General features: G+C 41.7%; 15 protein-coding genes. 5 read left to right on the top strand and 10 right to left on the bottom strand.

From position 1 onward, the window contains the following. Window positions 1-155: 155 nt before the first annotated feature. The 3 genes from H3302_RS04660 (at window position 156) to H3302_RS04650 (ending at window position 2,272) form a co-directional block, all read left to right on the top strand. Window positions 156-1,307 carry a chorismate mutase gene (locus H3302_RS04660; protein WP_036970008.1) on the top strand — a complete coding sequence of 384 codons (1,152 nt, stop codon included), beginning with the start codon at window positions 156-158 and terminating at the stop codon, window positions 1,305-1,307. A 144-nt stretch (window positions 1,308-1,451) separates the two neighbouring features. After that, window positions 1,452-1,970, top strand: coding sequence for a disulfide bond formation protein DsbB (gene dsbB / locus H3302_RS04655; RefSeq protein ID WP_036970011.1), 519 nt, complete (start codon window positions 1,452-1,454; stop codon window positions 1,968-1,970). After that, complete coding sequence (locus tag H3302_RS04650; RefSeq protein WP_036970014.1) at window positions 1,970-2,272, top strand: DUF6170 family protein; 303 nt, start codon at window positions 1,970-1,972, stop codon at window positions 2,270-2,272. Before dsbB ends, H3302_RS04650 begins: the two co-directional genes overlap by 1 nt. Before the next feature lie 25 nt (window positions 2,273-2,297). Here H3302_RS04650 and H3302_RS04645 read toward each other — a convergent pair whose 3' ends face one another. Beyond that, the gene (locus tag H3302_RS04645; protein WP_075593876.1) at window positions 2,298-2,591 is read right to left on the bottom strand and encodes a helix-hairpin-helix domain-containing protein; all 294 of its coding nucleotides are present in this window, start codon (window positions 2,589-2,591) and stop codon (window positions 2,298-2,300) included. Between the two features lie 250 nt (window positions 2,592-2,841). Here H3302_RS04645 and H3302_RS04640 point away from each other — a divergent pair, with 250 nt between their 5' ends. Then, window positions 2,842-3,150, top strand: a complete 309-nt coding sequence (locus H3302_RS04640; RefSeq protein ID WP_074988669.1) for a YebG family protein — start codon at window positions 2,842-2,844, stop codon at window positions 3,148-3,150. Window positions 3,151-3,287: 137 nt separating this feature from the next. Here H3302_RS04640 and putP read toward each other — a convergent pair whose 3' ends face one another. Beyond that, window positions 3,288-4,799, bottom strand: a complete 1,512-nt coding sequence (putP, locus tag H3302_RS04635) for a sodium/proline symporter PutP (protein WP_065978762.1) — start codon at window positions 4,797-4,799, stop codon at window positions 3,288-3,290. A gap of 376 nt (window positions 4,800-5,175) precedes the next feature. On the opposite strand from putP, the gene H3302_RS04630 reads away from it, so the two are divergent. Next, on the top strand, window positions 5,176-6,399 hold the full coding sequence (locus H3302_RS04630; protein WP_036970026.1) for an EAL and HDOD domain-containing protein: 1,224 nt from the start codon (window positions 5,176-5,178) through the stop codon (window positions 6,397-6,399). A gap of 66 nt (window positions 6,400-6,465) precedes the next feature. On the opposite strand, the gene H3302_RS04625 is transcribed toward H3302_RS04630, so the two are convergent. Genes H3302_RS04625 through H3302_RS04590 form a run of 8 tightly spaced genes read right to left on the bottom strand, consistent with a single transcriptional unit; the run spans window position 6,466 to window position 12,873 of the window. Further along, window positions 6,466-7,197 (bottom strand): VacJ family lipoprotein, encoded by a 732-nt coding sequence (locus H3302_RS04625; RefSeq protein WP_036970030.1) that lies wholly within the window; start codon window positions 7,195-7,197, stop codon window positions 6,466-6,468. Window positions 7,198-7,206: 9 nt separating this feature from the next. Next, on the bottom strand, window positions 7,207-8,469 hold the full coding sequence (gene ccmI / locus H3302_RS04620; RefSeq protein ID WP_182396192.1) for a c-type cytochrome biogenesis protein CcmI: 1,263 nt from the start codon (window positions 8,467-8,469) through the stop codon (window positions 7,207-7,209). Further along, window positions 8,470-8,931 (bottom strand): cytochrome c-type biogenesis protein, encoded by a 462-nt coding sequence (locus tag H3302_RS04615; protein WP_036970035.1) that lies wholly within the window; start codon window positions 8,929-8,931, stop codon window positions 8,470-8,472. It abuts the gene before it with no gap. Then, window positions 8,928-9,500 (bottom strand): DsbE family thiol:disulfide interchange protein, encoded by a 573-nt coding sequence (locus tag H3302_RS04610; protein WP_065978760.1) that lies wholly within the window; start codon window positions 9,498-9,500, stop codon window positions 8,928-8,930. The genes H3302_RS04615 and H3302_RS04610 overlap by 4 nt, the downstream gene beginning before the upstream one ends. Further along, a complete protein-coding gene (locus H3302_RS04605) occupies window positions 9,497-11,452 on the bottom strand; it encodes a heme lyase CcmF/NrfE family subunit (protein ID WP_036970041.1) in 1,956 nt (651 codons plus the stop codon). Before H3302_RS04605 ends, H3302_RS04610 begins: the two co-directional genes overlap by 4 nt. 1 nt (window position 11,453) lies before the next feature. Next, a complete protein-coding gene (gene ccmE, locus H3302_RS04600) occupies window positions 11,454-11,933 on the bottom strand; it encodes a cytochrome c maturation protein CcmE (RefSeq protein ID WP_036970044.1) in 480 nt (159 codons plus the stop codon). After that, window positions 11,930-12,133: a heme exporter protein CcmD gene (gene ccmD / locus H3302_RS04595; protein ID WP_036970047.1), complete on the bottom strand. Its 204-nt coding sequence runs from the start codon at window positions 12,131-12,133 to the stop codon at window positions 11,930-11,932. Before ccmD ends, ccmE begins: the two co-directional genes overlap by 4 nt. Before the next feature lie 2 nt (window positions 12,134-12,135). Beyond that, a complete protein-coding gene (locus H3302_RS04590) occupies window positions 12,136-12,873 on the bottom strand; it encodes a heme ABC transporter permease (RefSeq protein ID WP_036970052.1) in 738 nt (245 codons plus the stop codon).

The raw sequence follows: 12,873 nt of genomic DNA, 5'->3' as shown, positions 1-12,873 counted from the left end.
ATGAAACACATTATTTCTCGCACTTATTTTTCGTTTTTTAGCTTCTTTAGATAGAGGAGGCTTAACTGTTTGCGAGATAAATTCACCGAATAGCTAAAGCCTCCCTCTTGGGAGGCTTTTTTGTTTGTGCACTGTTTTGGAATGAGGAAACCAACATGAGCAACGATGCATTAAATGCGTTACGACACGATATCAATGAAATAGATTCCGATTTATTAGTATTACTCGCAAAACGACGACGTATTAGTCACAGTGTTGTTGAATATAAAATTGCCAACAATAAACCCATTCGCGATGAAGCCCGCGAACAAGCATTGCTTGAAAAGCTAATAAGCTATGGAAAGTCGCTGGGGTTAGACGCCTACTACATCAATAATGTGTTCCAGACTATTTTGGAAGACTCCGTATTAAATCAACAGGCCATGTTACAAAAAAGCCTGAACCCAGATGCAATGAGCGAAACGCATCGTGTGGCATATTTAGGTGGTCAGGGCTCATACAGCCAATTAGCATGCCATAAATACTTTAGCCGCCGCCCGGGTAAAGTCATAGAAATAGGCTGCTCGAGCTTTGAGCAAATCACGGGGAAAGTTGAAAATGGCCAAGCCGACTTTGGCTTGTTGCCGATTGAAAACACAAGTTCGGGCAGTATCAATGAAGTCTTTGATTTATTACAACACGCCCAAGTTTCTATTGTAGGTGAAGTTACTCACAGTGTTGAGCATTGTTTACTTGCAATACCGGGCACTGAGCTTTCACACATCAATAAAATATATGCGCATCCACAACCTTTCGCACAGTGCAGTCGTTTTGTGCAAGGGCTCGGTGATATCCAACATGAAACCTGTGATTCGACATTTCACGCGCTACAATCCGCAGTTGAGAACCCGAATAGTGCGGCCATTGGCTCTGCTCAGGCGGGTAAAAATGTTGGCCTAGAGGTTGTTAAGTCTGGACTTGCAAACCAAAGTGAAAACCACAGCCGCTTTATTGTTGTTGCACGTAAACCATTGCAAGTCTCTAAACAAATCCCCACTAAAACAAGTTTGATTATGGCAACTAAACAGCAAGCAGGTTCGCTTGCAGATGCCTTGATGATATTTAAACACCATCAAATTAACCTTGTAAAACTAGAGTCTCGACCAGTGCCAGGAAATCCATGGGAAGAAGTGTTTTACGTTGATTTAGAAGCAAACCTAGATGATGCACATGTAAAACAAGCGCTAGAAGAGCTTAAAGAGCATACCCAATACACTCGCGTACTGGGTTGTTATCAAAGTGAATCTCTACAAGCTGTGAGTGTTTAACCTTCATTCATACACATATAGTAAAGGAGCCGTTGGCTCCTTTACTATTTATCTGCGTTGTTTTTACGAATATTCATCGCAGGCACTTGCACCCTGCGCAGTCCCTAAGCATAATCTTGAAAACAATTAGAAATGAGATTTTTCATGAGTTGGTTAGCTGAGTTAGCAAACAAAAGAACCCCTTGGGTATTATTAGCCTTAACGGCACTCGCATTTGAAATAACAGCCCTGTTTTTTCAATATAGTATGGGTCTAGAACCCTGTATTATGTGCATATACCAACGCACAGCGATGCTTGGTCTCTTAGCCGCGGGTATCATTGGAGCAATAAACCCACACGCTGTAACCTGCCGATTAATCGCCTTTGCAACGTGGGGAGTCTCTGCCATTTGGGGCTACTTTATCGCAAAAGAGCACATTGCTATGCAAAACAACACAGATCCATTTGCATTTAGCTGTGCGTTTGAGCCAAATTTCCCTAGTTTCATGCCCCTACATGAATGGATCCCGCACTTTTTCGCAGCAACAGGAGACTGTGGCAATATTGATTGGCAATTTGCGTCAATGAGTATGCCCGCATGGATGGAAGTCATCTTTGCCGCATATTCAATTGTTTTTGTCGGGGTTTTAGCAAGCCGCTTACTAGTCAAAAAGTCACTGTAATGATTTACTTTTTTAGCAGTCAAATTCCTGAATTAAAGACCTTTAAAGTAAGGCAGCGTCAGCAGATAATAGCAATTGCACTGAGCCACTTAAGCCCAATGCATAAAATCGTTTTATCTGTGTGCAAACTGGCATTTTTAGCGCCCTTGTTTCTAGGCCTTGCCTACTTTGAAGGTTGGATGCTTTTACCTTGGTTATTATTAGCGGGATTAAGCTACCCATTAATCACAACGCCGGTTGAAAATATGTTCGCTCAACCTCACCTGCGAAAAGCGATACAAGAGTTTAAACAGGGCGAATAGACGCCCTGTTTAAATTACTATTTAGTTAAAGCGAAATTTTTCCTTCTATTTTAGCGAACAATTTATCACCAATCCCCTTAACCTCTTTCAGTTGCTTAACTGATTTAAATGGGCCTTGATTCTTACGATGCTCAACAATGGCTTGAGCCTTCGATTTACCAATGCCAGGTAACTGAGAAAGTTGCTCTACAGTGGCTTTATTGATACTCACTTTTTGAATTTTTGTTTGCACTGACTCAGCTGGTTTTTCAGCGAGTGCCTGAGTCGCCGGCAGTAATGCAAGACTTGCTGCAAATAGTAAACTTGATAAAAACTTCATTGTTTCCTCCATGATGTCCTTACGTGGACTGTTAAATAGTCTCGTCACCGAACACTAATTCCATTACATTCGTCACTAATTTGGTGACAAACTAAATAAAGTCAATTTATGCCTTTTTGTCAAATTAATGTCATAAAAAATACACACACGCAGCTTGCAAATTCGGCCCCAAACGATTACTGTATATAAAAACAGTAATCAAAGTAGCGATTACACGCTGCAAATGCCACGCTTGAATGCAGGAGAAATCATGGCTGTTGTTGTTAAATATGTTGTAGAAAGAAACGGAGTCGAGCGCATGACGTTTACTACCAAAAAAGAAGCTGATGCGTACGATAAAATGCTCGACATCGCTGAGTCGTTAGAGCTCATGCTTGAGAAGGTAGATGTACCATTAAGTGAGCAACAAATTGAATCTCTAGCCCTTGAAATAGCAAAAGAAAAAGACCAATTTATGGCTGTACTAAAAGGCGCTAAAGAACTGCCTAGCAAACCGAAAAAAGCCAAATCAGCAGACACAGATAAAGTCGCTGATATAAAAGAAAAAGCAGCCAGTTAATATCCCTTACTTTAGCAGCGGATATTATTCATCAAAGTAACCGGTCACTCTTAAAGTAGAGTTAAAAAAATTAACACAAAAAAGGGCAACTTATGTTGCCCTTTTTAATTACATTCTAAAGAATGACACTTAGCGTCCTAAAGTGACGATTCAACTTCATCAAATAATTGTGTAATTTCTTGTTTTGGCTCTGATGTGTTCAAGCTAACGACCACAATGGCAATACTTGATAAGATAAAGCCCGGTACAATTTCATAAATAATGGCACTTAACTTTTCACCATCAATCGTAATCGGTGCATAAATCCAAAACAGCACTGTCGCAGCGCCCACAACCATACCCGCTATTGCCCCTTGTAGGTTCATTCGTCTCCAATAAAGGCTAAGCAACACTAACGGTCCAAATGCAGCACCAAACCCTGCCCATGCATTGCTCACTAAATCTAATATAGAGTTATCACGGTCATAAGCTAAGTAGATAGCAAAAACGGCAACCAACATCACACTAACACGACCAATTAATACCAACTCTTTTTGAGACGCGTCGCGATTCAGGTAAATTTTATAAAAATCCTCAGTCAAAGAGCTCGAACACACTAATAACTGCGAAGAAATAGTACTCATAATCGCTGCTAAAATTGCAGCTAGGAGAAAACCTGCGATCAGTGGGTGGAAAATGAGTTCAGATAAAACTAAGAAAATTGTTTCCTTATCGTCAATTGGCATTTGGTTTTCAAGCATATAAGCCGCACCGAATAAACCAGTAAATACAGCGCCAATTGCAGACAATGTCATCCAAGACATACCAATACGACGCATGGTAGGCATATCTTTAACTGAGCGCACTGACATAAAGCGAACAATAATATGTGGCTGACCAAAATAGCCTAAGCCCCAAGCCATTGCCGAAATAATCGCAATTGTCGAGCCACCTGCAAACCAATCCATCATGTTAAGTGCATGAATTTCTGTTTCTTTGGGTGAGCTTAATAAGAGGTCATAGCGAGCATTAGCCAAGGTGTCCATGAAAGGCTGATCAAGCATTGTAAAAGTCGCAATAGGCACAGCTAATAACGAAATAAACATAATACAGCCTTGCACAAAGTCCGTTAAACTTACTGCAAGAAATCCACCAAACAAGGTATACACAACCACAACACCCGTGGTGATATAGAGCCCCATTTCGTAGCTCATATTAAATGAGTTTTCGAATAATTTACCACCGGCAACAACACCTGATGAGGTATAAAGAGTAAAGAAGACAATGATCACAATGGCAGAAATAACGCGAAGAATATTCTTATTATCATCGAATCGATTAGCGAAGTAGTCTGGGATAGTAATCGAGTCATTCGCCTTTTCGGTATACACACGTAATCGCGGCGCTACGAGGAAATAGTTTGCCCAAGCACCTAATACGAGCCCTATTGCAATCCAAACTTTACTTAAACCAAATAAATACATTGCACCTGGCAGACCCATTAACAGCCAACCACTCATGTCAGACGCACCTGCCGATAACGCAGCTACACTGGGTGATAAATTACGCCCACCTAGCATATAACCCGATACATCGTCAGTTGATTGCTTATAGGCATAAAGCCCTATTCCCAACATAACAATGAAGTACAATGCTAACGAAATTATCATTCCTGTTTCCAAATCAGCCTCCAAAAATTAATCAATGTAGGCTTCTAATCCAAATAATGACTCGCAAGTTACTTAGTTTTAAGACATTATTGGGATAAAAGCCAGTATCACACACGACTATATCATGCTTGTGCCCCACAACTCCAATTAAGCCGATGAGCTGTATAATTTACAATAACAACGGTTTGCTAACAATTTTTCTGATATTTAATTCAAGTTATAGAATTTAAGCACAATTTATCTTAGTCTTAAGGTCTTGAACAAGAGAATAAAATTACGTTTCCCGCATAAAATTTATTTAACTAATGCTATTTTAAGCTCAATGCAATATATTGCGGGAAGGAAATGAATTAACAGATGTGGACTTGCTTCAATTATGTATTTTTACGCTGCGCGCCAACCGATTTTAGATAAGGAAAAGAAACTCATAGGCTACGAGCTCCTCTTTCGGGATGGTGTAGATAATGTGTTTCCAGACATCGATGGCGATGAAGCAACTTCACGGCTTATTGAAGGGAGCCAGTTTAATTTCGGCTTAGAAGATTTAACCGACAATAAACCCGCTTTTATTAACTTTACTTTAGACACCTTACAAAAAGGCTATCCGCTGTTATTAGGTAAAGACCACGTTGTTGTCGAAATCCTTGAAACAATTCAACCGGGAAAACGCCTGCTTGCTTTAGTCAAAGATTTAAAAGAAAAAGGCTATACACTTGCCCTTGATGACTATATTCATCAACCTGTTTGGCGTCATTTTTATCCGTTTATCGATATTATTAAAATCGACTTTTTAAGCTCCGAGGCCGAGTCAATTAAAGAGGTAATTGAGGCAATAAAGCCTTTCCCTCATATAAAATTACTTGCTGAGAAAGTAGAAACCCACGAAAAATATCAACTTGCTCTCGACCTAGGGTTTAGTTATTTCCAAGGTTTCTTTTTTTCAAAACCTGAAATGGTACAAAGTAAAACGCTGCCTCCGTCAGAGATGGCACTTGCTGAGCTTTTATACGAAACATCGAGTGTTGATCTAAACCTTAAGAAAATCACTGAAGTCTTTGAGCGTGATGTTAATTTATCTTATAAATTATTACGTTACTCAAATTCAGCCGCGTTTAAACGCCGTGCAGAAATAAGCACTATTAAACAAGCACTTATTGTATTGGGAAGTGAAGAAATTAAACGCTTCTTATCGCTACTTTTTGCTGCACAAGTGGCTGCTGATAAGCCTGCAGAGCTTATTCGATTATCACTCACTCGTGCTCGATTTGCAGAGTTATTGGCAATCAGTCACGGAAAATTCCGTGATACAGGAATGGCATTTTTAACCGGTATGATGTCCTTAATGGACGCTATTTTAGATGAAGAGATGTCTAGCGTAATGAATAAGTTGCCGTTGGCAAACGACATTAAAGTTGCGCTTCTTAAAGACGAAGGCCTTTTAGCCAGTTATTTACGCTTGGTAAAACAATATGAGCAAGCTAATTGGCAAAACGCCAATGAAATACAGCAAGCACTTGGTCTGAAGCCTGAAGAAGTTCCCGATGCATACCATGACGCTGTTAACTGGGCGAATGAACAAATGGCTGTGTTTGGCGACTAATACCACCCCGCTTCATCTCCATAAAAAATGCCAGCATTCATGCTGGCATTTTTTATAGGATACTTTTTAAAGATTTTCTAAGAAGTCTTCATCAAAGTCATCAGGCTCTTTTTCGATGGGGGGATTGCCATCGTGAAGCTCATAGAGCTGGCGCTGAAAATAGACATCTTTTACGAAGATATACGGATCGAGCGACTCATTTAATAAACTTTCTTGGTTTATCAATGAGGCACGGGCCTCCACTGCTTTTAAAACAAAAACCAAGACGGTTTGCGGTGTAGTCAGGGCTATTTCTGGTAATACAACGTTATCGACAACATCACCAGTTAAATTACGGGCTGTACTTGGTCCCATGCCTGGGATCATTAAGTAGGCACCATCACCAACTCCCCAAACACCCAGTGTTTGGCCAAAATCTTCATCCACTATCTCTAACCCCAGTGATGAAGCAACATCGAAGAGACCCAACAAACCGACCGTTGAATTGACTAAAAAGCGTGCCAGACTAATTCCCATATTACCAGGCTTGCCTTGAAGACCCGCATTTACCATGTCTGTTGGTGCAGTGATATTATCGGTAAAATTCACAATACTGCGTCTAACAGGCATAGGCGTAACGGCCACATAACCAACCGCTGCAGGGCGAAGAATGTACGCGTCGAGTACGTCCATATTAAAATCGTACATTGGACGGTTAAATGACTGTAACGGGTCACGCTCATCAACTTTTTCTTCAGGAATTTGTGCGCATCCTGCTAGCACTACAAAAAAGATAAAAAATATACTGTGCCTAAACATCGGCTATCCTTACGGTATTAACTCATTAATTAGCAACGCGTATTCTTTAACGTTTTTACGCTCTAAGACATCCGAATTGCCTTCCAACTCGCCGCTAGAAGTTACCACAGTCTCATCTTTTGATAAACGCGCGGTTAAAATAATTTTATCGACACTCGATAAATTTAAACCATCAACCATGGCATTACTATCACTGAGGGTCACCTCAAGTGGAAAGCTATACTCGGTCATTTTCACAACGGCTAATGGCATTTGTGGACCACTGGCTGCTTTTGCGAAAATAAACAAAGTGCCATTTTCAGGTTGTTTATTGCTAAGTGATTCATCTAAATTGACCGTGATTTTAATCTCACTGTTGCTATCATTGACTGCACCAGCGCTTGCGACTTGTTGCTCATTATTTAAATGTGCATCAATTTCAGCAATACGCTGTGCAATCATTGGATAACGGGGATCATTTTGCTCCATACTAGCAAGTAACACTTCGAATGCAGTTTTAGCTTGCAACCAATCCTTACGCTCATACGCAATAAGTGCTAACAATGAAATAGCATCGATATTGGTGGGTTCAGCCTTGAGCACGCGAGATAACATTGTTGCAGCACGTGACATGTTTGCGTCACTGCCTTCCATTAAAAGTACCTGAGAGTAACTGATCAGCACTTGTTTGTTATCAGGATTCATTTTCAACACTTTATCAAATGACTGCATCGCCATGTCGAACTCATTCAACGACATAGCAACACGTCCAAGCAGCATCCAAGCCACTTCATCGTCACCGCTTTGATCAAGCTTAGTACGCAGTGCTAACGCAAACGCTTGTAGCTCATTTGCTGTCAAAGGCTCACCACTTTGCATTACTGCACGCTCACCATATGACTTTAAGTTTGCCATGGCATCGTGCCAGCCTTTAATCTGTTGCTGACTGCCAGTGTAGCTGTAGAAAATAACCGTTAATGTAATTAAAAACACGGCTCCGGTTAGTGCAAAAATACGATTATTACCTTTACTATTCAGTGCTTTTTCTGGCGAAAGCTCGTTTAATAAACGACGCTTTAACTCAATAACCGATTCACTGTGCATATTTTTATCAATACGCTGGTTGTCTAAATCAGCTTTCAATTCTTCTAAACGTTGGTAATAAATTCGGATCAATTCCGAGTTTGCATTGTGATCAAGGCGTTGAATACGTTCGCGTTTAAAAAACGGCACCACAACAAACAGCAATGCAATCAGTGTGAGTAAAACAAAAGAAGCCCACATTAATGCCATTTAGTTTTGCTCCTGACGTTGATTTTGTTCAATTAACTTAGCGAGTAACGCTTCGTCTTCTGTTGTCCAAGTTTGTTTAACCGACGCTTTACGTTGACGCAAAACAATAAAGCCAAAACCCAGCACCACAATCAATACAGGTAACACCCACAACACTAAAGTTGCTGGTGTAACAGGTGGATCGTAGTGAACAAAATAGCCATAGCGATCAATCATGTAATCAATCACTTCCTCTTTGGTTTTGCCATCTTTAACGAGCGCCAACACTTTATCACGGAGATCCTTTGCCACAACGGCATCTGAATCGGCAATATTTTGATTTTGGCACTTAGGACAACGCAGCTCTTTCGTTAACTCACTAAAACGCGCTGCTTGTTCGTTATTATCAAATTGATATTTATCTTGCTCTGCAAAAGCACTCACCGTGATCAGCAAGCTTACTAAAAAAATCACCCACCTCATTGCTGTAGCTCCTGCATTAACGGTGCAAACTTAGCTCGCCATACACGCGGGTTAATATCGCCAGTATGGTGAAGTAAAATAGTACCTTGTTTATCAACTAAAAAGGTTTCGGGGGCACCCGATACACCTAAGTCGAGAGCCAAGGTGCGTTTTAAGTCTAAAATATTAAACTGGTATGGGTCGCCAGCACGATTGAGCATACTCGTGACATCGTCACGTAACGCATTAATATCAAATTGACCGTCAAAGTCAGGGTCATAACCTTGCTCATAGTACAAGCCGATAATTTTAACGCCTTGTTCTCTGAGCTCAGTTAAGTAGCCTAATTCAGCCAAACAGGTTGGGCACCATGTGCCCCATACGTTAAGAAGATACACTTCACCTTTTAAATCAGTGTCTGTCCAACGTTTAGACTCATCCATTAAATCAGGCAAATTAAAAGTAGGCATCGCTTGACCAATACGCCCTGTTTGCAATTCACGTGGATTAGCAAATAAGCCTTGGTACAAAAATACGCACAGTAAAACAAAAACCAGCAAAGGCGCTAATGCTAACAACTTTCGGTTCATGCTGCGGCCTCCCCATTCAATGATTTTTGACGGTAACGCTTATCGCCTAAGACTAAGAAACCCGCGAGTGAAATTAAAATACCACCAAGCCACATCCAACGAACAAACGGTTTGTGGTAAATACGCAACGACCACGCGCCTTGGCTAAGTTGCTCACCAAGCGCTAAATACAAGTCACGAGTAAACCCTGCATCAACCGCAGCTTCTGTCATAAATTGCATGCCAATGTCGTAACGACGCTTTTCTGCATGTAAGACGGTTACTTGCTTGTCGTTTTTAAACACGGTCACCACACCTGCATGACCACTGTAATTCGCACCACGGATTGCTTTAACACCGTCAAAACGATACTGGTATTCATTAAGCGCGACTTTATCACCCGGCTTCATCGATACATCGCGCTCAACTGAGTACGCAGAGGTTAAGGTAACGCCTGCAATTACAAATGCTAAACCAACATGACCCAATACCATCGCCCAATAACTCAAACCTAGACGTTTAAAGCCCTCAGACAAGGTCGTGTGAATAGTCACTTTTGACACTAAATCGACAAACGTTGTGACAAAAATCCATATCGCCAGCGTTGTGGCTATAAACGTGATTGGCGCCACTACATCATAGCTTGAGTACAGCCATGCAGCAGTTGCAACAACACTGACTACTGCTGATAACGCAAGCTTATTTTGTAGCATTGACCACTTATTTTGTTTCCATCGTAGTAGCGGCCCAATTCCCATTAAAATAGCGAATGGAACAAGTAAAATAGCAAACATTTTGTTAAAGAATGGTTCACCAATAGAGATACTGCCTAAACCAAGCTCTTTATGGATCATAGGTAACAACGTACCTAACAGAACGATTAAAGTCGCTACAACGAGAAAGATATTATTAAGCCACAGTGCCACTTCGCGTGATGCAAACTTATAACGCCCTTCACTTTTCACTTGAGAAACGCGCAGTGCATACAGGCTCAACCCGCCACCAACAACAATCGCTAAAAAGGCCAATATGAACATACCGCGATTAGGGTCTGAGGCAAACGCATGCACAGAAACAATAATGCCTGAACGCACAATAAAGGTGCCTAATAGGCTCAATGAAAACGCAGCTATTGCCAGTAATACTGTCCACGACTTAAATACACCACGCTTTTCTGTGGTCGATAATGAATGCAATAACGCGGTGGCAACAAGCCACGGCATTAACGAGGCATTTTCCACTGGATCCCAGAACCACCAGCCACCCCAGCCTAGTTCTGAGTATGCCCACCAACTGCCGATAGTAATACCAAACGTTAAAAAGCCCCACGCTGTCATTGTCCAAGGTCGAGACCATTTTGCCCACGTATTATCAAGCTTGCCGGTAAGGAGTGCAGCAATCGCAAACGCGAATGACACTGATAAACCCACATAGCCCATGTAAAGTAATGGCGGGTGGATAATCATGCCAGGGTCTTGAAGAAGTGGATTCAAATCTCGCCCTTCAACAGGGAAATAAGGCAGTAATCGTTCAAATGGACTCGACATTAACAAGGTGTAAAGCATAAAGCCCACGCCTAAAAAGCCTAAAACACCCAGTACACGCGCACGTAATACCCAAGGCAATGATTTAGAACGCATTGCAACAACCGCAGTCCACCCTGCTTGCATCACTAACCACAACAAAATAGCGCCTTCATGGCCCCCCCACGTCGAGGTAATTTTGTAATACCAAGGTAAGGTGCTACTTGAGTGGTAGGCTACGTACGAAACGGTAAAATCATCAGTTAAACTGGCATAAATAAGCGCAGCAAAAGAGAGCAGTACAAACACAAACTGGCCCACTGCCAGTGAGGGCGCAGCACGCATCAGGCGTAAATTACCAGTATGAGCACCCCACAATGGAAAAATACACAATAAGACACTGAGCACCATGGCCAGTGTGAGTGAAAAATAACCGAGTTCTGGGATCATATTAATTACCGCTTTCTAAGTTATAGGTCGGTTTTTCGTGCTTGATACCTTTCACTGCTTCAGCAACTTCCGCAGGCATGTATTCTTCATCATGCTTAGCGAGTACTTCAAACGCATCAATTTCGTTGGCATTCACAAGCACCCCTTGGGCTACAATCCCTTGGCCTTCACGAAATAAGTCTGGCAAGATGCCTTGGTAATTAATTGTCACCATTGGGCCTGTATCAATCAGTTTAAAACTGACTTTAAGGCTTGATTCATCACGCACAACAGAGCCTGGCACAACCATACCGCCAATACGCAATTTTTGACCTATGTGCGGTTTTTCTTTGTTAGGGCCTTTACCATCAACAAGCTCACTCGGCGTATAAAATAAATTAATGTTTTCTTGTAGTGCATATAGCACCAAACCAATCGTTGCGCCCACACCGAAAATGATGGCGACAACAGCTAATAAGCGTTTTTTACGTCTTGGATTCATTGCCCTGCCTCTTGCTTCGCTTTTTTAATGCGCTCTTCTCGTTGTGCTTGTTGCTTAACTGAAGAGAAAATACGTTTCGTATCGTTTAACGAACTCACTAAAATACCAAGTAAAATTAATGCACAGCTGCCAAATGACAACCACACATAAAAGCCATAGCCTCCCATGGCAATAAAATCTGCAAAAGAATCAAACTGCATGATTAACCTCGCTCAAGCATTTGACGCACCCACGGACGGTGCTTTTCACGCTGTAATATTTCATTTTTAAGACGGATCAACGTCACAGTCCCGACAAAGGCAGCAAACGCAACAATATTCACCATTAATGGCCAAAACATGCTTGGGTCAATCGCTTTTGTATCAAACTTTGTGATTGTGGCACCTTGATGAAGGGTGTTCCACCACTCAACTGAGAAGTGAATGATAGGGAGGTTTATTACCCCAACAATGGCCAAAATACACGCGGCTCGCCCTGCGGCTTTCTTATCTTCAAAAGCATGGTATAGCGACAACACACCTAAGTATAAAAATAACAGAATAAGCTCTGACGTTAAGCGTGCATCCCACACCCACCAAGCGCCCCACATAGGTTTACCCCAGGCTGCTCCGGTGATTAATGCGATTGCTGTTACACACGCTCCAACAGGCGCAATTGCAATCACTGCAAGTTCAGCATTACGTAGTTGCCATACTAATGCGATCACTGCGGCAATCGCCATAGAGGAATAAGCACCCATCGATAAGATTGCAGATGGGACATGGATAAAAATAATTCGGTAGCTGTCTTTTTGTTGGTAATCTGCAGGTGCATAAGCCAGCCCCCAGACCCATCCAACAATCATACACACCACCGTCACGACGGCGAAATAAGGCAGTAAGGTGTTACACAATTGGTAAGCACGATCTGCTTTTGCGTAGGGATGTAACCACTTCCACAT

Source organism: Pseudoalteromonas sp. MT33b, from assembly GCF_014117385.1.
GTDB lineage: Bacteria > Pseudomonadota > Gammaproteobacteria > Enterobacterales > Alteromonadaceae > Pseudoalteromonas > Pseudoalteromonas lipolytica.
This window is presented reverse-complemented; position numbering and strand designations above follow the sequence as displayed.